The 22,355-nt window shown below is 61.4% G+C and carries 20 protein-coding genes and 1 tRNA gene; 11 read left to right on the top strand and 10 right to left on the bottom strand.

What is annotated here, in order from left to right; translation table 11 throughout:
- Positions 1-123: 123 nt before the first annotated feature.
- The 5 genes from ACFSM5_RS07310 to ACFSM5_RS07290 form a co-directional block, all read right to left on the bottom strand.
- The gene (locus tag ACFSM5_RS07310) at positions 124-789 is read right to left on the bottom strand and encodes a protein phosphatase CheZ (RefSeq protein WP_379875655.1); all 666 of its coding nucleotides are present in this window, start codon (positions 787-789) and stop codon (positions 124-126) included.
- A gap of 69 nt (positions 790-858) precedes the next feature.
- On the bottom strand, positions 859-3,315 hold the full coding sequence (locus tag ACFSM5_RS07305; protein WP_379875654.1) for a putative bifunctional diguanylate cyclase/phosphodiesterase: 2,457 nt from the start codon (positions 3,313-3,315) through the stop codon (positions 859-861).
- 63 nt (positions 3,316-3,378) lie between these two features.
- A complete protein-coding gene (locus ACFSM5_RS07300; RefSeq protein ID WP_379875653.1) occupies positions 3,379-4,344 on the bottom strand; it encodes a 2-hydroxyacid dehydrogenase in 966 nt (321 codons plus the stop codon).
- 68 nt (positions 4,345-4,412) lie between these two features.
- On the bottom strand, positions 4,413-5,588 hold the full coding sequence (locus ACFSM5_RS07295; RefSeq protein ID WP_379875652.1) for a vWA domain-containing protein: 1,176 nt from the start codon (positions 5,586-5,588) through the stop codon (positions 4,413-4,415).
- A complete protein-coding gene (locus ACFSM5_RS07290; protein WP_379875651.1) occupies positions 5,589-6,416 on the bottom strand; it encodes an AAA family ATPase in 828 nt (275 codons plus the stop codon). It abuts the gene before it with no gap.
- A 157-nt stretch (positions 6,417-6,573) separates the two neighbouring features.
- Between ACFSM5_RS07290 and ACFSM5_RS07285 the strand changes: the two genes are divergently transcribed.
- Positions 6,574-8,208 (top strand): bifunctional metallophosphatase/5'-nucleotidase, encoded by a 1,635-nt coding sequence (locus ACFSM5_RS07285; RefSeq protein WP_379875650.1) that lies wholly within the window; start codon positions 6,574-6,576, stop codon positions 8,206-8,208.
- 88 nt (positions 8,209-8,296) lie between these two features.
- Here ACFSM5_RS07285 and ACFSM5_RS07280 read toward each other — a convergent pair whose 3' ends face one another.
- Positions 8,297-9,082, bottom strand: coding sequence for a PhzF family phenazine biosynthesis protein (locus ACFSM5_RS07280; protein ID WP_379875649.1), 786 nt, complete (start codon positions 9,080-9,082; stop codon positions 8,297-8,299).
- 92 nt (positions 9,083-9,174) lie between these two features.
- Positions 9,175-9,573: an NUDIX hydrolase gene (locus ACFSM5_RS07275; protein WP_379875648.1), complete on the bottom strand. Its 399-nt coding sequence runs from the start codon at positions 9,571-9,573 to the stop codon at positions 9,175-9,177.
- Between the two features lie 121 nt (positions 9,574-9,694).
- On the opposite strand from ACFSM5_RS07275, the gene alaS reads away from it, so the two are divergent.
- From alaS to ACFSM5_RS07260, 3 genes are all read left to right on the top strand, one after another.
- Positions 9,695-12,349 carry an alanine--tRNA ligase gene (gene alaS / locus ACFSM5_RS07270; protein ID WP_379875647.1) on the top strand — a complete coding sequence of 885 codons (2,655 nt, stop codon included), beginning with the start codon at positions 9,695-9,697 and terminating at the stop codon, positions 12,347-12,349.
- A gap of 261 nt (positions 12,350-12,610) precedes the next feature.
- Positions 12,611-12,973 carry an iron-containing alcohol dehydrogenase gene (locus ACFSM5_RS07265; RefSeq protein ID WP_379875646.1) on the top strand — a complete coding sequence of 121 codons (363 nt, stop codon included), beginning with the start codon at positions 12,611-12,613 and terminating at the stop codon, positions 12,971-12,973.
- The gene (locus ACFSM5_RS07260; RefSeq protein WP_379875795.1) at positions 12,864-13,775 is read left to right on the top strand and encodes an iron-containing alcohol dehydrogenase; all 912 of its coding nucleotides are present in this window, start codon (positions 12,864-12,866) and stop codon (positions 13,773-13,775) included. The genes ACFSM5_RS07265 and ACFSM5_RS07260 overlap by 110 nt, the downstream gene beginning before the upstream one ends.
- A gap of 39 nt (positions 13,776-13,814) precedes the next feature.
- Here the strand turns inward: ACFSM5_RS07260 and ACFSM5_RS07255 are convergent, their stop codons facing one another.
- Positions 13,815-15,872 carry a DEAD/DEAH box helicase gene (locus tag ACFSM5_RS07255; protein WP_379875645.1) on the bottom strand — a complete coding sequence of 686 codons (2,058 nt, stop codon included), beginning with the start codon at positions 15,870-15,872 and terminating at the stop codon, positions 13,815-13,817.
- A gap of 219 nt (positions 15,873-16,091) precedes the next feature.
- Here ACFSM5_RS07255 and ACFSM5_RS07250 point away from each other — a divergent pair, with 219 nt between their 5' ends.
- Positions 16,092-16,784 (top strand): alpha/beta fold hydrolase, encoded by a 693-nt coding sequence (locus tag ACFSM5_RS07250; RefSeq protein ID WP_379875644.1) that lies wholly within the window; start codon positions 16,092-16,094, stop codon positions 16,782-16,784.
- A complete protein-coding gene (locus tag ACFSM5_RS07245) occupies positions 16,781-17,230 on the top strand; it encodes a GNAT family N-acetyltransferase (RefSeq protein ID WP_379875643.1) in 450 nt (149 codons plus the stop codon). Before ACFSM5_RS07250 ends, ACFSM5_RS07245 begins: the two co-directional genes overlap by 4 nt.
- Here the strand turns inward: ACFSM5_RS07245 and ACFSM5_RS07240 are convergent.
- Positions 17,227-17,841: a hypothetical protein gene (locus ACFSM5_RS07240; RefSeq protein ID WP_379875642.1), complete on the bottom strand. Its 615-nt coding sequence runs from the start codon at positions 17,839-17,841 to the stop codon at positions 17,227-17,229. The two genes, ACFSM5_RS07245 and ACFSM5_RS07240, sit on opposite strands and share 4 nt — an antisense overlap.
- Positions 17,842-17,990: 149 nt before the next feature.
- On the opposite strand from ACFSM5_RS07240, the gene ACFSM5_RS07235 reads away from it, so the two are divergent.
- Positions 17,991-18,746, top strand: coding sequence for a competence/damage-inducible protein A (locus tag ACFSM5_RS07235; RefSeq protein ID WP_379875641.1), 756 nt, complete (start codon positions 17,991-17,993; stop codon positions 18,744-18,746).
- On the opposite strand, the gene ACFSM5_RS07230 is transcribed toward ACFSM5_RS07235, so the two are convergent.
- A complete protein-coding gene (locus tag ACFSM5_RS07230; protein WP_379875640.1) occupies positions 18,743-19,126 on the bottom strand; it encodes a VOC family protein in 384 nt (127 codons plus the stop codon). The genes ACFSM5_RS07235 and ACFSM5_RS07230 overlap by 4 nt on opposite strands.
- Positions 19,127-19,254: 128 nt before the next feature.
- Between ACFSM5_RS07230 and ACFSM5_RS07225 the strand changes: the two genes are divergently transcribed.
- The 4 genes from ACFSM5_RS07225 to ACFSM5_RS07210 all read left to right on the top strand — a co-directional run bounded on the left by ACFSM5_RS07225 (position 19,255) and on the right by ACFSM5_RS07210 (position 22,295).
- A complete protein-coding gene (locus tag ACFSM5_RS07225) occupies positions 19,255-19,725 on the top strand; it encodes an Lrp/AsnC family transcriptional regulator (RefSeq protein ID WP_379875639.1) in 471 nt (156 codons plus the stop codon).
- Between the two features lie 56 nt (positions 19,726-19,781).
- A tRNA-Leu gene (locus ACFSM5_RS07220) sits at positions 19,782-19,868 on the top strand.
- Complete coding sequence (locus ACFSM5_RS07215) at positions 19,859-20,257, top strand: hypothetical protein (RefSeq protein ID WP_379875638.1); 399 nt, start codon at positions 19,859-19,861, stop codon at positions 20,255-20,257. Before ACFSM5_RS07220 ends, ACFSM5_RS07215 begins: the two co-directional genes overlap by 10 nt.
- Before the next feature lie 157 nt (positions 20,258-20,414).
- Complete coding sequence (locus ACFSM5_RS07210) at positions 20,415-22,295, top strand: potassium transporter Kup (RefSeq protein ID WP_379875637.1); 1,881 nt, start codon at positions 20,415-20,417, stop codon at positions 22,293-22,295.
- Positions 22,296-22,355 lie beyond the last annotated feature (60 nt).

Raw genomic sequence — 22,355 nt, 5'->3', positions numbered from 1 at the left:
TAATATAATGTCGGTCGGCCCAAAGTCACTGCTTTAGGCCGATTCCGCTATGTTTGACCGACGAAGTAATCTGCGGTCAAGAACGACGCTTCGACTATCTCAGCAAGTTCGAAGCAGTCAAGACTACCGGAACAGATTATCGATGTCGGACTGGCTGACGCCACCGCCGGGCAACTGCGGCCCGTTCAGCAACGATTCATCGCTTCCCTGGGCGGGATTGACTTCGCTCGATACTTCGTCGGTCAATGCCTGGATATCGCGCTCGCCCCAGATACGGACCATATTGTCGATGCGGGTTTCGATATAGGTCAGCATCTTCACGACCTTGCGGATGCGCTGGCCGGTGATGTCCTGGAAGTTGCAGGCTTCGAAAATCTTGATGGTTTCGGCGCTGATAGCGGCTGCCTTTTCGGCGCGCTCCTCGGCGGGAAGATCATCCTTGTTCATACCGGCGGCCAGATCGTCGATGGCTTCGGCGGCATTCATGATGTTGTTGGTGGCGTCTTCGGTCTGCTGAACGATGGCGTCCAACTCGAACGTGGTCGAAGACAGGGTGCCGCTTTCAGCCTGGGCATTCATGAGCGCGATTTCGCGCTTGGTGTGGCTGATGTGCTGTGACAGCTCCTCCAGCTCGCGGGCGAGGAGCTTGGCTTCTTCGAACTTCTGCTCGTTGATCGACTTCGCGGCGGTATTCAGCGACTGGCGGAACCCGGCGATTTCACGGTGCAGGCCACCGCCGATATCGTGGATCGCGCGAAGGATATCTTCGTTGGAAACGTTCGTGCTCATGGTGTGGGTCATTCTCTAAGCATCAACTATTCATGCGACATTACTGGAGGAAGCACGCAAACGTATAGGTCAATCAGCGATAACGGTTTCCTGTCCGACATTGAAGGAGGCCTCGATCAGGCGGCTGGCGGTGTCGGGGTCGCGTGGCGGGCTGAAGAAATAGCCCTGGCCGTACATGCAGCCGAGTTCGGAAAGCCGCTGCACTTCGCCTTGCAGTTCGATCCCTTCCGCTATCACCTCGCAACCCAATCCGCGCGCCAGTTCCGCGATCATGCGGATGATCAGGGTGTTATCTTCCCGCTGCCGCATGGCGCGCACAAACGACTGGTCGATCTTGACGGCATCGAACTTGAACCGATGCAGATAGGAAAGGGAAGAATAGCCAGTACCGAAATCGTCTATGGCCAGCTTCAGCCCCATGTCTTTCAAAGCTGAGAGAATGAAAATCATCCGGTCGACGTCGCCTAGAACCGTGCTTTCGGTGATTTCCAGTTTCAGGGCGGCAGGTGGCGTGCCGTATTCTTCCAGGATCCGTTCGATCCGGGTCAGATAGTCGGGCTCTGCCAATTGCAGGGGCGAGACGTTGACGTTGATGAAGAGGCCGCTTTTGGACGGGTTCTGCGCCTGCCAGAGATTGGCCTGCTTGCAGGCTTCGGCCAGCGCGACTTCGCCCAGTTTGACGATCAACCCAGTTTCTTCAGCCAGCGGAATGAAGTGGGCAGGGGAGATCAACCCGTGGACCGGGTGGATCCATCGCATAAGCGATTCAAAGCCCGCCAGCCTGCCGGAAGTGAGATCGACGATCGGCTGATAGAAGAGGCGCAGTTGCCCCCCCATCTCGATGGCCTGGCGTAGTTCGCCCTCCAACTCCAGAGCATTCAGCGCCAGTTCACGATCAACATCACTGAAGATGGTGACGGAGCGGGAACCTTCGCGGTCGCCCCGGTTCATGGCCCGCGACGCAGAGCGCAGGATCTGTTCGGGCGCTTCGCCATGTAGGCCGGTAGCGGCACCGACGCGAGCGGTGATGAAGAGGCTTATGCCACCTTCAATGGGCAGGGCCGGTTTCAAAAGCTGATGCAGATCCTCGGCGCGTTTAAGGATCGCCTCTTCTGCCTCCACCTCGTCGAGGATAAGGCCAAAAAGCGCGGTATCGATACGCGCCAAAGTCTCGGTCCCGCGGATGTCGGCGCTCAGGCGGCGGGCGATCTGGCGCAGGATATCATCGGACTGGGCCAGACCCAGATTATTGGCGACGGAGCGGAACCGGTTGAGCTCCAGCACCATGACGGTCGAGCGGGAATCCGGGCGGCGTAGCGCCTGGGATACTCGGTCAAGGAAGAGAGCGCGGTTCGGCAGGCCGGTGACGCGGTCATGGAAGGCGTCATGCAGCACCTGCGCTTCGGCAGCCTTGCGCGGGGTGATATCCGATTGCGAACCGACGATGCGGATGGCCCTGCCGTCGAAATCGCGCAGGGTCATGCCGCTGCATTGCATCCAGCGCTCGTTCCCGTCGGCGTGGCGCATGCGATATTCGATCTGGAACGGTTCATCCTGGCCTGCGATCTGCGCTTCGATTACCGCCTGCAGCCAGATCAGGTCGTCTTCCAGCACCCGTTCGAACCATTCGTCTGGCTTATTGCCGACCTGATCATCCAGATACCCCAACATCTCTTTCCAACGCGGGGTGAAATAGACGGTTTCGGTGGCCAGATCCCAATCCCACAGCCCGTCCTTGGCCGCCTGCATCGCCAGGGCATAGCGCTCCTCGGACAGTTTCAGCGAATGTTCGGCCTCCTTGCGGGCCGTAATGTCGGACTGCGAGCCCGCCAGACGTTTTGCGCGCCCGCCCTGAGTGTCCGAGACGGCAGAGCCACGGCACAGCATCCAGCGCACGCCGCCGTCCTTGCAGCGGACGCGATATTCGATCAGGAACGCGCCGGAAGGCGTATCTACCTGTTCTTCCAGGGTGGCATCGACCCACAGACGATCCTCTTCCAGGACCATACCCAGCCAATCCTCGATGGAATGGCCGACTTCCTCCTGTTCGTACCCCATGATCGCGGACCAGCGGGGTGCATGGTAAAAATAGCCGGTGGTGAGGTCCCAGTGCCACAGCCCGTCATTGGCGCCCAGCACCATCAGGGCGTAACGGTCGGATTCGACCGAGGCGGCGCCATAGCGCACCAGTGCCAGCTGCCGAAGCTGGGCCAGACGATAACGCCATTCGACCAACGGAGCATCGGCATGCAGGACATCGTCGGCGACGATACCGGCCAGGTCGCGTTCATCGTCATAGATGGCAAGGGTGAGGGCGGCGCCGACAGCGCAGCCCGCAACTTGGCCAGCATGGATCACAAGAATGTCGGTCGAGTTCTCGCCATCGTCATGGGCAAGATCAAACGGAGCGCCATCAACCGCCGCTGTTATCGATGCCTCGGCCTTCGCTGACAAACCGATCAGACGAATCCGAAGGCGAATCGCTTGGTCGCCATCGCGCAAGGCTTGCCACCCGTTATTACTCATCGGCTAGCCTAGCTACCGGCCTGGGTGAGTGCAACCATCACCAATGTCATACCAACGTAAAGCCTATGCGATGCGATCGCCGGGCTCGCTGCCCTGGAAGAAGCGATCGAGGTTATCAAGGGCGCGAAAACCCATGGCGTTGCGGGTTTCGAGGGTGGCACTGCCCAGGTGGGGCAGCAGGAAGCTATTCGTCACGCTACGATAGCGCGGGTCGATGTTTGGCTCCCCTGCGAAAACATCCAGTCCCGCCGCCATAAGCCGTCCGGACTTAAGGGCCGAAATCAGGGCATCGTCATCGATCAGCGTCCCCCGAGCCGTATTCACGACGATGGCCTTGGGCGGTAGAAGTTCAATCCGCTCGGCATTCAGGAAGCCGTTGGTTTCTGGACCTGCCGGGGCATGGAGCGACAAGACGTCGGAGACCTTCAGCAGGCTTTCGGCGGTCGCGTGATAGGTCGCGCCCAGTTCTTTCTCGATAGCGGGGTCGATGGGGCGGCGGTTGTGGTAGTGGATCTCCATGCCAAAAGCCTTGGCACGCCGGGCTGTCGCCTGACCGATCCGGCCCATGCCATAGAGGCCAAGGCGCTTGCCTGTCACTTGGATCCCCAGCAGTTGGGTCGGCATCCAGCCCTTCCAGGCAGCCGTGCGTACCGCCTGTTCGCCTTCATAGGCCCGGCGGCTGGCGCCCAGCATCAGCAGCAGGGCGATATCGGCTGTCGCATCCGTCAGCACGTCGGGCGTGTTGGTCGCGATGATGCCGCGCGCCTTGCAGGCAGCCACATCGATATGCTCATAACCGACCGAGAAGGTGGCGATGATCTTGACGGAGGCGGGCAGGCGCTCGACCACAGCCGCGGTCATCTTGTCCGACCCTGTGATCAGCAGGCCATCGTGGCCTGATGCTGCTTCCAGCAGCTTGTCGGCAGTAACGGGCGCGGCATCGGTCGAAAAGGTCGCGTCATAGTCGCGAGCGGCCCGGGCTTCGACGGCGTCGGGCAAATGACGGGTGATCAACAGGCGAGGCTTCACGACCGGGCTACTCCGCTGAAATCTTACTGGCATTATTTCAAGCTTAAAGCGCAGTGCAGCATCAAGCGTTAATGAATGAGATCGCGCATTGCGTCGTCGACGCCCTGCAATGTCACCGGGTACATCCGCCCACCCATCAGCCCATGAATCATCTCGATGGATGGGGTATAGGGCCAGAAACGCTCTTTGCCGGGGTTGAGCCAGGCCGCTCGGCGGAAATGCGTGATCAGCCGTTTCAGCCAGACTTCGCCCGGCTCCTCGTTCCAATGTTCGACGCTGCCGCCGGGCGAGACCAGCTCGTAAGGGCTCATCGACGCATCGCCGACAAAGACAAGGCGCCAGTCGCTTGAATAGGTGCGGATCAGTTCGGCCGTCGACAGTGCGCTCTGCTGGCGCCGGGCATTGTCGCGCCAGACTTTCTCGTAGACGCAGTTATGGAAATAGAAGCTCTCGAAATGTTTGAACTCGGCCTTGGCGGCGGAGAACAATTCGGAGGCAAGGCGCACATGATCGTCCATCGACCCGCCGATATCGAGCAGCAGCAGAACCTTCACCGCATTATGCCGCTCCGGGCGCATCTTGATATCCAGCAGCCCGCCCTTGGCCGCCGTGGCATCGATCGTGCCGGGCAGGTCCAACTCGCTCGCGGCCCCAGTGCGGGCAAAGCGGCGCAGACGGCGAAGGGCCAGCTTCAGCGTGCGGGTGCCAAGTTCGACATTGCTGTCGAGATCCTTGAACTCGCGCTTGTCCCAGATCTTGACCGCCCGACGGTTACGGCTTTCCTCCTGCCCGATACGCACACCCGCCGGATTATAGCCATAGGCTCCGAACGGCGAGGTTCCGGCTGTGCCGATCCATTTCGATCCGCCCTGATGGCGACCCTTCTGCTCCTCCAGCCGGTGCCGGAGTGTCTCTATGATGGCGTCGAAATCGCCCAGCGCCTGGATTTCGGCCATCTCCTCGGGGGAGAGATATTTTTCAGCCATCTTGCGCAGCCATTCGTCGGGAATGGTCTGGGGTGTCAGCTCGCCCGAGGCGATGCAGGAATAATAGCTGGCGAAGACCCGGTCGAAGCGGTCGATCATCCGCTCGTCCTTGACCAGGGAGGCGCGGGAGAGATGATAGAAATCATCTAGCGTCCAGTCGGCCGCCTTCTGCTTTACAGCCTCGATGAGCGTCAGCAGCTCGGTCGCTGTTGCCGGAATGCCCGCCTCGCGCAGGGCGTAGAAGAAGCCGATGAACATCTAGCGTCGGGCTGCCAGACGCTCAAGCAGCGCCACATCCTGCTCCGTCTTCAACAGCGCGCCCGAAAGCGGGGGCAGGGTACCTTTGGCTTGAAGTTCGGCGGGCGAGATATCGTCGGCCACCAGCAGACGCAGCCAATCCAGCAATTCGGAGGTCGCGGGCTTCTTCTTCAGGCCATTCACCGACCGCAACTCGAAGAAAGCGGCGAGGGCGGCCTGCACCAGATCGGCCTTGATGCCGGGGTAATGCACCTCGACGATCTTGGCCATCGTCTCGGCTTCCGGGAAGCGGATGTAATGGAAGAAACAGCGACGTAGGAAGGCGTCGGGCAGTTCCTTTTCGTTGTTGGAGGTGATCAGCACTACCGGCCGGTTTTTCGCTGTCACCGTCTCCCGCGTCTCATAGACATCGAACTCCATGCGGTCGAGTTCGTGCAGCAGATCGTTCGGAAACTCGATATCCGCCTTGTCGATCTCGTCAATCAACAGAACGCAAGGTGTCTCCGACGCGAAGGCTTCCCAGAGCTTACCCTTCACAATGTAATTGGCGATGTCGGAAACGCGCGGATCGCCAAGCTGGCTGTCGCGTAGGCGGGATACCGCATCATATTCGTAAAGCCCTTGCTGGGCGCGGGTGGTCGATTTGATGTGCCAGGACAGCAGAGGCATGCCGAGGGCGCGGGCGATCTCCTGCGCCAGGACGGTCTTGCCCGTGCCGGGCTCGCCCTTCAGCAGCAAGGGGCGCTGCAGGGTGAGGGCAGCATTGACGGCAACCAGCAGGTCGCGGTCGGCGATATAGTTTTGTGTTCCATCAAAACGCGGGCGCATCACATACCTTTCACCTTCGGGTGTTAGAGAGAAACATGCGCCTCGTTAACGAACAACTCGTTGTCAGGGGGGCGGCAAACTTCTAGCCTATTGTTACAGCGCTGACCGCTCGGTCAGTGTTCCCGTTGGACAACCCATAAAAACGAGGCTTCACACCGTGTCCACGACCTCCCGCACCCTCAAGGCGCTTCTGGCCGCCACGGCCATGACCGCCGGTCTTTCCGGTGTTGCCTATGCGCAGAGCGCCGGTAACTACACGCTGACCATCCTGCATGTGAACGATCTCCATTCGCGCCTCCAGCAGACCAATGCCACCGGCTCGGCCTGCTCGGACAAGGACGCGGCCGAAAAGAAGTGCTTCGGCGGCATGGCGCGCATCGTTTCCAAGTCGAAGGAAATCAAGGCCGAGATCGCGGCGAAGAAGGGCAATCTGCTGTTCGTCCATGGTGGTGATCAGTTCCAGGGCACCCTGTTCTTCACCCATTACAAGGGCCGCGCCGACCAGGAAATCGTCAACCGCTTCGGTCTCGATGCCGCGACCCTCGGCAACCATGAGTTCGATGCCGGTCCGGCCGTGCTGGCCGATTATCTGACGGGTGTGAACTTCCCGGTTGTCACCGCCAATATCGATCTGTCGGGCGAACCGAAGCTGAAGGGCCTCGTGCAGCCGTACATCGTGGTCGAACGCGGCGGCCAGCGCATCGGCATCATCGGCGGCATCACCATGGACACGCCGATCACCTCTTCGCCGGGTCCGACCGTGAAGTTCCTGGACGACATCAAGTCGATCCAGAAATACGTCAACGAGATCAAGGCGCAGGGCGTCAATAAGATCATCGCCGTGACCCACATCGGCCTCGTGCGCGAAACCGAAATCGCCCAGCAGGTCGATGGTCTGGACGTGATCGCCGGTGGCCATTCGCACTCGCTGCTGTCGAACACCGCCAAGGATGCCGTGGCTCCGGCGCCGGTCGTCGTCAACAAGAAGGACGGCAGCAAGACCCTGCTGGTCCAGGCTGGCGAATACACCAAGTATCTCGGCCGTCTCGACGTGACCTTCAACGCCAAGGGCGAAGCTACCTCCTGGAATGGCGACCCGATCCTGCTCGACGGTTCGGTTGCCGAAGACAAGGAAACCGCCGACCGCATCGCCGCGCTCGACAAGCCGATCCAGGAACTGAAGAACCGCCCGGTCGGTGAAGCCAAGGCCGCTATCGATGGCGACCGCAAGAATTGCCGCCAGAAGGAATGCACCATGGGTAACCTGGTGTCGGACGCTCTGATGTCCGCCACCAAGGCTAAGGGCACTCAGATCGTGATCATGAACGGCGGCGGTCTGCGTACCTCCATCGATCAGGGTCCGGTCACCCTGGGCGAAGTTCTGACGGTGCTGCCGTTCCAGAACACCATCGCCACCATGAAGCTGAAGGGCAGCGACATCGTCGCCTCGCTCGAAAACGGCTTCTCCAAGGTCGAAGAAGAGCAGGGCCGCTTCCCGCAGGTTGCCGGTCTCCGCATCACCTGGGACCGCAAGAAGCCCGCGATGAGCCGCGTGGTTTCGGTCGAAGTGGCTGACGGCGCAGGCTTCAAGCCGCTGGATCCGAACGCGGTCTATTCGGTTGCCACCAACGACTTCATGCGTCGTGGCGGTGACGGCTATACCCCGTTCAAGGAAAAGGCCATCGACGCTTATGACTTCGGTCCGAACCTCGAAGAAGCGGTTGCCGCCTACATCGGCGCCAACTCGCCCTACGAGCCGAAGATCGACGGCCGTATCAAGGAAGCGCAGTAAGAGTCTTGGCGTTGGTCTACCGCTTCGCTGCTTGAGGCCGCTAGGCTACGAGATAGAAGGGTCCGGAGAAATCCGGGCCCTTTTGTTTTCAGATCTCTGCCGTTCCGTCGAAATAGAAGATGCAGGCCCCCTCCAGCATCACGCGATCACCGACCAGGGTGCAGCGGATTTCGCCGCCGCGGCGTGACGCCTGATAAGCCAGGAACTCCGACTTTTCCAGCCGCCCGGCCCAAAATGGCGCCAGCATGGTATGGGCGCCGCCGGTGACAGGATCCTCTGGAATACCCTTGGCCGGGGCGAAATAGCGGCTGACGAAATCATAGGGTTCGGAGCCCTGAGCCGTGACGATGACACCTGGATAGGGCAGAGCCGCTATCGCCTCCATATCCGGGACAAGGCTGCGGACCGCCGCCTCATCCTGCAGCAGCACCATGAGATTGAAGGCGTTGCCATAAACCTCGACCGGCGTGGCTCCCAGGGCGGTTGTAAGTCCTGGTGGAGGCGGGACCGGCTTGGCCGCGCGGGTGGGAAAGTCCATGCGGTAGCCGCTGTCTGTACGTTCGACCGGCAGGGGGCCGCTGGCGGTGTGGAAAGTTACCTGCCGACGGCCCGTCTCCAGACGTTCCATCACCACGGCGGCGCCGGCGAGAGTCGCATGTCCGCATAGCGGTACCTCTACCTTCGGCGTGAACCATCGCAGGCGATAGTCTTCTCCATCCGGCACCAGGAACGCGGTCTCGGCGAGATTGTTCTCGTCGGCGATGGACTGCATCACGCTGTCGGCTGGGAAATCCTGCAGCAGCATGACGGCGGCGGGATTACCCCGGAACCGCTCTCGGGTGAAGGAGTCGAGTTGAAACAGCCGGACCTGCATGATGTCTCCCCTGGGGTTTCATCAGTGGTGCCGGATGGAACAGCTGGAGAGCAATCGGAGTATTGCTTCGGGGACAATTCAGCGGCCGGGCGCTACTCCCGCGCCGCTGCAATCGAGCGCTTGTAGCCCATCGGCATGTTCAGCCCCGCGATCTCCTTCGGCGCGAAGTGCCGCAGTTCCTTATGCTCGTCGCTGATCTTCAGATCTTTGAGCAGCGCCCCCTCGGCATAACAGAGGTAGGTCACGATCAGCACGTCGATACCGTTCACCCGGTAGATCCAGCTGTCGAGAATCCGGTCGATCTTGGCGACAATGCCCAACTCCTCCCATACCTCGCGGATGGCGGTCTGTTCGGGGCTGTGGCCCGCTTCCAGTTTGCCGCCGGGAAGTTCCCATTCGTCGCGCTCGTTCTTCAGCAGCACGCAGCGCCCTTCGACGAACAGCACGGCCTTGACCGAAACGGGATATCGAAGGGCGTGCTGGTCACTCATCGGGGGCTCGTTAAGGCTTGTGGACAGGTGGGTCATCCCCACGTTACAAGGCATGTCCGCCCTGGCAAGAGTATAGGGCGCCCAGAAACGTAGCAGACGACGTTATCTCATAGGGACGAGCATGCAGACCGCTAACGACATCCGCGCCAAATTCCTCTCATATTTCGGTGAGAATGGACATGAGGTCGTCGCCTCCAGCCCGCTGGTGCCGCGCAACGACCCGACGCTGATGTTCACCAACGCCGGTATGGTGCAGTTCAAGAACGTCTTCACGGGCCAGGAGAAGCGCGACTATGCCCGCGCTGCCACCTCGCAGAAGTGCGTCCGCGCGGGCGGTAAACATAACGATCTGGATAACGTCGGCTATACCGCGCGCCATCACACCTTTTTCGAGATGCTTGGCAATTTCTCGTTCGGTGACTATTTCAAGGAACAGGCGATCGAGCATGCCTGGACCCTGATCACCAAGGAATATGGCCTCGCCAAGGACAAGCTGCTGGTCACCGTCTATCACGATGACCATGAGGCGGCTGGCTATTGGAAGAAGATCGCGGGCCTGCCCGAAGATCGCATCATCCGCATCGCAACCTCGGACAATTTCTGGTCGATGGGCGATACCGGCCCCTGCGGTCCCTGCTCGGAAATCTTCTACGATCACGGCGACAAGATCTGGGGCGGCCCGCCGGGCAGCGCCGACCAGGATGGCGACCGTTTCATCGAGATCTGGAACCTCGTCTTCATGCAGTTTGAGCAGATGGCGGGCGGCGAGCGCGTGTCGCTGCCGCGTCCCTCCATCGACACCGGCATGGGTCTGGAGCGTCTGTCGGCGGTCCTGCAGGGTAAACACGACAATTACGATGTCGACCTGATGCGCTCGCTGATCGAAGCTTCGGCCCATGCGTCGAACTCCGATCCCGATGGTCCGCACAAGGTCTCGCACCGCGTGATCGCCGATCACCTGCGCTCCTCGGCTTTCCTGATTGCCGACGGCGTGCTGCCCTCCAATGAAGGTCGCGGCTACGTCCTGCGCCGTATCATGCGCCGCGCGATGCGCCATGCCCACATCATCGGTGCGCGCGAGCCGCTGCTCTGGAAGCTGTTCCCGGCGCTCGACGCTCAGATGGGTAAGGCCTATCCGGAACTGGGCCGCGCCGGTGCGCTGATCACCGAAACCCTGAAGCTGGAAGAAACCCGCTTCAAGCAACTGCTGGACCGCGGTCTGAAGCTGCTGGGCGATGAGTCCGGCAAGCTGGGCGACAAGGGCGTGCTGCCCGGGAATGTCGCCTTCACCCTCTATGATACCTACGGCTTCCCGCTGGATCTCACCCAGGACGTGCTGCGCGAGCAGGGCAAGTCGGTCGACCTCGACGGTTTCAATACCTCGATGGAAGCCCAGCGTGCCAAGGCCCGTGCGGCCTGGGCCGGTTCGGGCGATGCCGCGACCGACAAGATCTGGTTCGAACTGCGCGAGAAGGTCGGCGCGACCGAGTTCCTCGGCTATGACACCGAAGCCGCCGAAGGCCAGATCGTCGCCATCGTGGTCGATGGCCAGCCGGTTGTCGAAGCCAAGGGCGGCAATGTCACCATCATCGTCAATCAGACGCCGTTCTATGGCGAAAGCGGCGGTCAGCAGGGCGATACCGGCACCATTCAGGGTGCATCGGGCAGCGTTGCCGTTGCCGATACCACCAAGAAGCTGGGCGATCTCTTCATCCATACCGGCGTGCTGACCGGCAGCGTCAAGGTCGGCGAGGCGGTTGCCCTGACCGTCGATAACGTCCGCCGTTCCAAGATCCGTGCCAACCATTCGGCGACCCATCTGCTGCATGAGGCGCTGCGCCGCGTGCTGGGCGAGCATGTGACCCAGAAGGGCTCGCTGGTCGCGCCGGAACGTCTGCGCTTCGACATCGCACAGCCGCGCCCGATCACGGCGGAGGAAATCCGTACGGTCGAACGCTCGGTCAATGCCCGTATCCGTCTGAACTCCGAAGTCACCACCCGCCTGATGACCCCGGAAAAGGCCATCGAGGAAGGCGCGATGGCGCTGTTTGGCGAGAAATACGGCGAAGAAGTCCGCGTCGTCGCCATGGGCTTTGAGGATGAAAGCGTGAAGGGCCGTTATTCGGTCGAGCTTTGCGGTGGCACCCATGTGCGCCGCACGGGTGACATCGGCGCCTTCAAGATCCTGTCGGAAAGCGCCGTTGCTGCTGGTGTCCGCCGTATCGAAGCGATCACCGGCGAAGCGGTTCTTGATTATGTGGATGGCGAAGAAGCCCTGCTGGGTCAGGCTGCATCGACGCTCAAGGTCGCGACCAACGATCTGCCGACCCGCCTTGCGACCTTGATCGAGGATCGCAAGCGTCTGGAGCGTGAACTGCTCGAAGCCCGCAAGCAGCTGGCGAGCGGTGGTGGCGGCGCTGGTGCCTCGGCCGTGCAGGAAATCGCCGGGACCAAGTTCCTGGCCCGCCGTCTCGACGGCGTTCCGGCCCGCGAGCTCAAGGGCATGGTCGACCAGATGAAGAAGGACCTCGGCTCGGGCATCGTCGCGGTGGCGGCGGTGGACGAGGGCAAGGTCTCGCTGGTTGTCGGCGTGACCGAGGATCTGATGGCCAAGATCAGCGCGGTTGATCTGGTTCGTACAGGTGCCGAGATCGTCGGCGGTAAGGGCGGCGGTGGCCGTCCCGATATGGCCCAGGCCGGTGGTGCCGATCCCGAGCAGATCGAAGCCGCCTTGGCTGCCATGGCCAAGCTGACCGAAAGCCGTCTGGCGAACTAGGCCTCAAGTAGGGCGAAGCCCGGTAGGCCAGCGCAAACCGGCCTCAAGTAGGGCGAAGCCCGGTAGGCCAGCGTAAACCGGCCTCAAGTAGGGCGAAGCCCGGTAGGCCAGCGTAAACCGGCCTCAAGTAGGGCGAAGCCCGGTAGGCCAACGCAAACAACAAAAGCCCCGCCCTCACCGGCGGGGCTTTTTCGTTTCTGCATCCTCTGCCATGCTTTTTCTCAAGCGCCGCAACCATAGGCGGCAGAGACGGGAGGCAGTATGGCTATCGTAAGCTTTCAGGCGCCCCATTTGATGCTGGTTGGCGGCGGAGCCCTGTCGGAAGTACCCAGCGTCCTGAAGCGCCTGGAGATCGAGCGACCCCTGATCGTCACCGATGGTTTCATGGTGAAAACTGGTGTGGTGCCGCGCATCGTCGACCTCCTGCGAGTTGCGGGGATCCAGGCGGGGATTTTCGCCGATACCATACCGGATCCCACGGTTCCGGTGGTGGAGGCGGGGGGGGGCGGCTCTCCTGGCTGGACGCCACGATGGGCTGCTGGCCATCGGTGGTGGCAGCCCCATAGATACCGCCAAGGCGATGAGTATCCTGGCGGCGGGCGGGGAGGAGATGCGGAGCTATAAGGTTCCGGCCAGTGCCGACCGCCGCGCAGTCCCCGTCGTCTGTGTTCCAACCACAGCAGGAACGGGGTCGGAAGTGACACGCTTCTGCGTCATCACCGATCCTGCCACCGATGAGAAGATGCTGATCGCGGGCCTGGGCGCTTTGCCATCGGCAGCGATCATCGACTATGAGCTGACGCTCAGCATGCCGATGCGCCTGACCGCCGATACCGGCATCGATGCCCTGACCCATGCCATCGAAGCCTTCGTCAGTAAACGCGCGAACAGCATGAGCGACCTCTACGCGCTGTCGGCCATGAAGATCCTCTGGGCCAATCTGCGCATTGTCTGTGCCGAACCGGGGAACCACGCAGCGCGGGAGGCGATGATGTGGGGTGCGACCCAGGCGGGGCTGGCTTTCTCCAACGCCTCGGTGGCCCTGGTTCACGGCATGAGCCGCCCCATTGGGGCGTTTTTCCATGTGCCGCACGGCCTGTCGAACGCCATGCTGCTGCCGGTGGTAACGGCGTTTTCGGCAGATGCGGGGCGCGAGCGCTACGCCATTTGCGCCCGGCAGATGGGCCTAGCATCGCCCGAGGAGGGTGATCAGCTTGCCGTGGCGCGTCTGATTGAGGCGCTGACACAGGTTAATATCGACCTGGAGGTGCCAAGCCCCGCGCGGTACGGCATCCCGCGTGAACGCTATTTCGCACTCTTGGAGACGATGGCGGATCAGGCCCTGGCGTCGGGCTCGCCCGGCAATAATCCGCGGGTGCCGACGCGGGAGGAGATCATGGCGCTCTATCGGGCCGCTTACGACTGACGCGCAAAAGAAAATGCCCGGGTTTCCCCGGGCATTTGATTAGGCTGCATCCTCGGAAGAGGGGGCGGCCGCTTCGGCGGGCGCCTCTGCTGCCTCAGTATTCTTCCGGCGCACCGGAGCGCGGCGCTTCGGCTTGGCAGGGACGGCAGCTTCGGCAGTGTCCGCAGCATCTGCCGTCGCGGCTTCAGCCGGTGCAGCTTCCTTTGCCGGGGCTTTCTTGCGGGTCGCAGGCTTGCGCTTGGGCTTGGCTGCAACGGCGGCTTCTTCTGCCGGTGCATCGGCAACGACGGGCGCGGCTTCGACGACCGGAGCGTCAACGACTTCACCGACGACACCATCTTCAATCGCGGCTTCGGTGACCGCCACGTCCTTGGCCTTGACAGGCTTACGGGTACGCGAGCGCTTGGCCGGGGCCGGTGCGGCTTCCTTGACAGGCTTCTGCTCGATCTCGTCTTCCATCGGCAGACCGGGCGCCGGGGCGCGGATCAGCATGAAAGCGGGGACGTCGTTACCAAAGCCATAGACGCGCGGGCCGAGGTCATTGTCGCGGTCGCGATGACGGTTGCGATCACGATCACCCCGGTCGGAGCGATCTTCACGGTCACGGCGGGGGCGGTCGTCAGCGGCCCGCTCGGTGCGTTCCGGGCGATCATTGCGCGGGCGACGGTCGCCGCGATCTTCGCGGGGCTGGCGGTCTTCACGGGCTTGTCGGTCTTCGCGGTTCGGCCGTTCTGCGCGCTCTTCGCGCTGGGGACGGTCCTCACGCTGCGGACGGTCTTCCTGGACAGGTTCTTCGGCAACACCGGCTGTTTGCTCAACCGCTTCAACGGCAGGTGCGTCGCGACGCGGGCGACGATCACGGCCACCGCGTTCGGGGCGCTCGCCACGACCACCACGGCCGCCTGCACCAGCGCGACCGCCACGGCCACCACGACGATGGTTGGTGATCTCGTCGGCTGGCACCAGCGCCAGTTCGTCCAGACCTTCGATCTGGAAGCGGGGGATCTCTTTTTTGGTCAGGCTTTCGACGGCTTCGACCAGCTTGGTATCGGTCGGGGCGGCCAGGGTGAAAGCGCGACCGCTGCGACCTGCACGACCGGTACGGCCGATGCGATGCACATAATCGTCGGAGGCGAAGGGGATATCGAAATTGAAGACATGGCTTAGGTCGGCAACGTCGATGCCGCGCGCGGCGACGTCGGAGGCGACCAGCAGATTGACTTCACCCGACTTGAACTTCTCCAGCGTCTCGGTGCGATAGGACTGCGGCAGATCGCCATGCATGGCACGGGCGTTGAAGCCGTGCTTCACCAGCGACTTGGCGACGATATCCACGTCCTTCTTGCGATTGCAGAAGATGATCGCGTTTTTGACGTCTTCGCTGCGCAGCAGACGACGGAGCGCTTCGCGCTTGTCTTCTTCTTCGACGATGACGAGATGCTGGGCAACGTTCGTCGCCGTGGTCGCGGGCGCCGAAACGGTGATTTCCTTGGGGTTCTGCAGGAACTTATCCGCCAGCTGACGGATTTCCTTCGGCATGGTCGCGCTGAAGAACAGCGTCTGACGCATGGGGGACAGCAGGCTGACGATCTTTTCGACGTCGGGCATGAAGCCCATGTCGAGCATGCGGTCGGCTTCGTCGATCACCAGCGTCTTGACGAAGTTCATCAGAACCTTGCCGCGCTCGAAATGGTCGATCAGACGGCCGGGGGTGGCGATCAGCACGTCGACGCCACGATCCAGCGCATCTTCCTGGTCGCCGAACGACACGCCGCCGATCAGCAGGGCCATGGAGAGCTTGTTGTACTTGCCGTACTTGGTGAAATTCTCGGCGACCTGGGCTGCAAGCTCGCGGGTCGGCTCCAGGATCAGCGAGCGTGGGGCGCGCGCCTTCGTCTGACCGCCGGCCAGAATATCGATCATCGGCAGCGTGAAAGACGCCGTCTTGCCCGTACCGGTCTGGGCGCAACCCAAGACGTCACGGCCCATCAGGACCACCGGGATCGCCTGGGCCTGAATGGGGGTCGGCTGGGTATAGCCAGTATCGGTTACGGCCTGGACGATTTCAGGGCTCAGGCCAAGATCGGCAAATGACATGCGGTTTCGCGCGCTCTTTGGTTCGGCCCAATGCAGTCCAAATGGATGCCGGGCTAAAGACAGAAAAAAACAAACGCGGATTTCTGTCTATCCGCGCTGTTGACGGCATTAACACTCTCCAACCGTTGACTGTCAAACGAAACCATTGCAAGGCAGCTTGGCTCAAAGGCTCTGTTTCGCTAGTGTCGCGCGGCTTTTTGCCTTCCAAGGACCTGTTTCATGCCTGACCCTTTGCTGTTGATCCCTGGCCTTCTGTGCGACGAGGCGCTCTGGCGTCCGCAAATCGATCATTTCGCGGGCCGGGTAGACTGCATCGTCGGCGATACGACCAAGGACGATACGGCGGCTGGAATGGCCGCCCGCATTCTCTCTAAAGCTCCGCCGCGCTTCCAGTTGGCGGGCTTGTCCATGGGGGGATACATCGTCTTCGAAATCCTGCGCCGGGCGTCGGACCGGGTCAGCAAACTGGCCCTGCTGGATACCCAGGCCCGGCCCGATTCGGAGGAACAGAAAGAAAAGCGCAAAGCTTTGATGCGCCTTGCGGAAATCGGTCGGTTTAAGGGCGTTACGCCGCGCCTTCTCCCGATGCTGGTGCATGAGGATAGGCTCCAGGATACCGCCCTGACCGAGGTGGTGATCGGCATGGCGGAGCGGATCGGCCGCGATGCCTTCCTGCGTCAGCAGAATGCGATCCTGACCCGCAGCGACAGCCGTCCGATGCTGCCGGGCCTGGCGATACCGACCCTTATCATCTGCGGACAGCAGGATGCCCTGACACCGCCCGATCGTTCCCAGGAAATGGCAGCGGCCATTCCGCTGGCTCGCCTCGAGCTGATCGACCGCTGCGGTCATCTGGCCAGCATCGAGCATCCGGAGCGGGTCAACACACTGTTCGACGAGCATTTCGCTTGAAGATCCGTCCGGCACTGCCGGAAGAGTGGGAGATCGTCCGCCGCATCACCCTCGACGCTTACGCCAAATGGGTGCCGCTCCTCGGGCGCGAGCCTCTACCGATGTTGGTCGACTATCGGCAGGCGATACTCGACCATCGCATCGATTTTGCAGAGAGAGACGGCGATGTCCTGGGTCTTATTGAATTGGTGCCGGGAACGGCTCATCTGCTGATCGAAAATTTGGCAGTCGACCCCGCTGCCCAGGGACAGGGGGTCGGTCGGGCCTTGATGGCGCATGCACAGCAATTGGCCCATGATCAAGGCCTAGCGGAACTGCGGCTCTATACCAATAAACTATTTGAAGCGAATATCCGCTTCTATCGCGGGCTGGGGTTCAAGCTGACGCAGGAACAGCCGTTTCGTGGCGGTACCGTCTGCCATTTCGCCTTGCCGATGGATCGCTAGAAGCCGAATCCGAAGCCGGTGCCAAGGAAGCTGCCCCCGCTGCCGAAACCTGCTCCGGCGCGGAAGAACAGCGGGAATCGACGATTGTCATCCAGAGGTGTGCGTGGCGGGAAGAGCGCCGTTGTAACGTTGGCGACCAATTCCTTGAACGCCGGATCCTCGGGTGTCATCGGCATCGGCACGCTGCCACTGGCCGATGAAAGTGCAGATGGCCCGCGGCAGAAGGCGGCCGTCACCTGCAGGTCCGCTCCCATAGGGGCGGGACTTGCCGACGGTTGCTGGCCGCAGACCTCATCCCGCCGAGCAACCCCTTCCTGCCGGAACAGGAAGACCACACGGTTGGTGGCATTGGGATCGAGCGGCGGTGCCGACTGCCATTGCAGGTTCGAAGCGAAATAGGTCGGCATTGCGGCGGTCACGCCGGTATTCAGCCGCTCTATGGAAGCCTGAGCAAAAGGATTGCCGGCAACGACGACGGGCACCGGGGCGGAGCCTGCAGCAATGGCAAGCTCGCTGATCGTGCTGGTCGTCGAATAGTCGGTATTATAAACCCGGCTCGAACCACAGGCCGCCAGCAGCAGGGCCAGAGCCAGGGAAGCAAGCTTGTTCATTGTCGATCTCCTCAGCAGCGCTTCCATCATCAATATAAAGCCGGATACATAAGGTACGCCCTACCGGCAGGTAAAGTTGCGTTAGAAAGTGGAAATCGGGATCCTCGCCTTTAAGGGGCAGGGTGCTATCGACAAGGGAGAGTTCGCCTATGAGTGCGACCGCAGAGATTACCGCTGCCATTATCGTGATTGGGGACGAGATTCTCTCGGGCCGGACCCAGGATGTGAACATCCATTTCCTGGCTAAGGAACTGACGAAACTCGGCATTCCGCTGCGGGAAGTCCGCGTGGTTCCCGATGTGGCGGACGAGATCGTGGCCGCCGTAAACACCCTGCGTCAGAAATTCACCTATGTCTTCACGACGGGCGGCATCGGCCCGACCCATGACGACATCACATCGGCAAGCGTCGCCAAGGCATTCGGGCTCGAAATCCACCGCCATCCCGATGCGGTCAAATTGCTGGAAGGCCACTACGCGCCGGGTGAACTGACCGAAGCGCGCCTCAAGATGACCGAGGTTCCGGTGGGCGCGACCCTGATCCAGAACCCCATTTCCAAGGCGCCCGGCTTCAAGATCGGCAATGTGCATGTGCTGGCCGGGGTGCCAAAGATCGCCGAGGCTATGTTCGACGCTATTAGACCAACCCTGCAAGGTGGGCCGGAGATCCACGCCCGCACGGTCTCCTGCTCGCTGGGGGAGGGGGCGATTGCTGCCCGCCTCTCGGCGATCCAGGATCGCTTCCCCGATACCTCCATCGGCTCCTACCCCTATTTCACCGGCAGCGGCGGGGGCAGCGGAACAGCCCTGGTGACACGCGGCACCGACCTTGCCCGCGTGCAGGCAGCAGCGGCCGAGATCCACGCCATGATTCTGGATCTCGGCGGGCAGGCCGAGAACATCTAGGCCAGCGAGGCGTCCCAATGGGTGATCTCGATGGTATGGCCGTCGAGATCGCGCAGGATCGCACCATAGTAGGCTGGCGAGATGTCGGGGCGCAGCCCCGGTTCGCGGGTGGTGACCCCACCCAGAGCGGCGCCTGCCTCGTGGGCAGCGGCAACGGCGGCGCGGCTGGGCGCCTTGATCGCGATATGGGTACGCGCGCCGACAAGAGAGTCTGTCGGTTCGGTTGGATAGAGCCAGAAAGCCCAGGTATCGTCGGTGCCGAAGGCCAGTTCCTTCTCGTTCGCCCGCAGGCAGCGATAGCCCAGCGGTGCAAAGAGCTGTTCATAGAAATTCTTGGAGCGGGCGAGGTCGGCAACGCCTAAGGACAGATGGTCGAGCATGGTGCTTCCTGACAGGAACTGAGTAGGCCTTCAGAATAGAACGTTTGGGGAATGCGTGCTGCGCGTCTTCGCGCGGCTTTGCGATCAATTTGATTGCTAACCCCAGTCTTTACGCGCGAAATGATCGCATGAGCGATCTTGATATCTTCGACCGCCGCCTGCTCGCCCTGGTGCAGGAGGATGCCAGCCTGACCAGCGAGCAACTGGGGGAGCAGGTGGGGCTTTCGGCTGCTGCCTGCCGCCGTCGCCTGCAATCCTTGAAGAAGCGCGGGGTGATCGAGCGGGAAGTGGCGCTGCTGGCGCCTCAGGCGGCGGGCAATCCGATCACGGTGGTCGTGCAACTGTGGCTGCTTCGCGACCGCGCCGACATTCTTGATCGTTTCGCCAAGCAGATCCGCCAAGCGCCCGAGGTTCAGCAATGCTGGTACGTGACCGGTTCCTGCGACATCGTGATGGTGCTGAGCGTGGCTGATATGGCGGCTTACGAGGCTTTCACGCGCGCCTATTTCCTGGGCAGTCAGCACGTGAAGCGGTTCGAAACGATGATCTCGATGCGCCGCATGAAGTTCACCACCGCGCTACCGCTAGGCTTGGACTAAGCGACGCAGTTGCAAAACGGTCTGGCTTTGCCATAGGGTGCGCCACGTGGTGCCGGGCCCACTTGGCGAAATCGGTAGACGCAAGAGACTTAAAATCTCTCGACCGTAAGGTTGTGCCGGTTCGAGTCCGGCAGTGGGCACCAACTTCCAGATCGGTACTGACGCAATGTTCTTCAGATCGCCGGAGACTAAAAAGTCTAAAGAGATCCAAAAGATCCTTAAGACGATGGTCAAGGAGAGGGGCGCTGCGGTCCTGCATATCACCGCGTTTGGCTATCAATATGATTCAGCATTTTGGATTGCTGTAAAAACGGATGCAGACAGGGACGCCCTTGTTGCAGATGAGGTTTTTAATGCCAAGCTGAATGCCGTTTTTCAAGAAACTGGTTATTTGCAGTTGATAGAAGAAATCTGGAACCTAAAAATAAATAATCCAGAACTGGGGTGTCTAAGGACGCCGGGGATAGTTTTTGAATCCCAGGAAACGGTTGATCGTGATTTTGACGGAAGCTGGTGGTACGCAATGAAGTGAGCACGTCTTTCTGACGTCTAGTGGCTGCGAAACTGCGAGGCGGGTGGAAACGACGGAACAAGCGGGACGTTGTGGATTCCGTTCTCAATGACTAAAACCTTCATTCCAAGCCGTTCAGGCTCGGCCAGATATCATGACCGCATAGAGGAACGCGCGCATGGCGCAGCATGAGGGCCATAAGGGCAGTTTGCCCGCTTTGATGGTCGGGGCTATCGGTGTCGTTTTCGGCGATATCGGCACCAGTCCGCTTTATGCCATCCGCGAATGTTTTGCGGGGCATCATCCGCTGCCCATCACGCCGGAGAATATCTTTGGCGTGCTGTCGCTGATCTTCTGGTCGGTGACGCTGGTCATCACCCTGAAGTATGTCGCCTTCATCATGCGGGCCGACAACCAGGGGGAGGGCGGGATTCTGGCGATGCTGGCGCTGACGCTCGGCAACCTGTCGCCCAGCCGCAAGAAGCATAAGATCCTGGTGCTGCTGGGCCTGACCGGGGCCGCGCTTTTCTATGGGGACAGCATGATCACCCCGGCGATTTCGGTGCTGTCGGCGGTGGAAGGTCTGAAGATCGTGACGCCGGTCTTCGATGACTTCGTGGTGCCCATCACCCTGGCGATCATCGTCGGCGTCTTCATGATCCAGAAGCATGGCACCGAGACGGTGGGCAAGTTCTTCGGTCCCGTCTGCTGCCTGTGGTTCGCGGCCCTGGCGACCTCCGGCATCTTCATGATCGCGGCGGAACCGCAGGTGCTCAAGGCGATCAGCCCGACCTATGCCTTTGCCTTCGCGATCAATCATTCCGGCATGGCCTTCTTCACCCTAGCCGCCGTCGTCCTGGCCCTGACCGGGGGCGAGGCGCTCTATGCCGATATGGGCCATTTCGGGCGCAAGCCGATTGCCTATGGCTGGATCTTCATCGTGCTGCCCGCGCTGATGCTGAACTACTTCGGCCAGGGCGCGCTGCTGCTGCAGAACCCGGCGGCCATCGAGAACCCCTTCTATCTGATGGTGCCGGAGTGGGCGCGCTATCCGCTGGTGGCTCTGGCGACCTGTGCCTCGGTCATTGCCAGCCAGGCCGTGATCTCCGGTGCTTTCTCCCTGACCCGTCAGGCCATGCAGCTTGGCTTCACGCCGCGCATGGAGATCGAACATACGTCCGAGCGCGCCATCGGCCAGATCTATGTGCCGCAGGTGAACTGGGGCCTGATGGTCGCCGTCGTCGGGCTGGTGCTGGCGTTCCAGTCCTCCTCGAACCTCGCTGCGGCCTATGGCATTGCAGTGACGGGCACGATGATCATGACGTCGCTGCTGGCTTACGTCGTTGCGACCACGCGCTGGGGCTGGTCGAAACCCAAGGCCCTTGTCGTGGTGATCCCGTTCCTGATCGCGGACGTGGCCTTCTTCTCCTCCACCACCACCAAGATCATCGACGGCGGCTGGTTCCCGCTGGTGATGGGCGCGCTGCTCCTGCTGCTGATGACCACCTGGAAGCGCGGGCGCGAAATCGTTGCCGAGCGGCTGCAGGAAGGCACGATCCCGCTGCAATCCTTCTTCTCGCGCCTTGCCTCCTCCAAGACGGTGCGGGTACCCGGCACGGCGATTTTCATGACGGCGAACGCCAGCGTGGTGCCTTACGCGCTGCTGCATAACCTCAAGCACAATAAGGTTCTGCACGACCGTGTAGTGCTGATGACCGTGCTGACGGAGAATGTGCCTTACGTCGCCGAACGTGACCGGATCACCATCCAGCCGCTCGACAACAACTTCTTCCGCGTGATCCTGCGCTATGGCTTTGCCGAGGATCCCAATATCCCGGCCAGCCTGCAGCGCATGAAGGAACTGGGCCTCAGCTTCAGCATGATGGAGACGAGCTTCTTCCTGTCGCGCGAAACGCTGATCGCCACCATCCGGCCTGGGATGGCGCTGTGGCGCGAGAAGCTTTTTGTCTCGATGGCCAAGAATGCGATCAACGCCACCGACTTCTTCCGCATTCCCGCCAACCGTGTGGTCGAATTAGGAACGCAAGTCGAACTTTAGCCTTGGCGAGGGCCGGAGGCTTCCCTAACACTATTGTCCCCCAGGTTAGGCTGGGGGTCT

Origin of the sequence: Lacibacterium aquatile (genome assembly GCF_042683105.1) — a bacterium.
In the GTDB taxonomy this organism is placed as follows: domain Bacteria; phylum Pseudomonadota; class Alphaproteobacteria; order Elsterales; family Elsteraceae; genus Lacibacterium; species Lacibacterium aquatile.
This window is presented reverse-complemented; position numbering and strand designations above follow the sequence as displayed.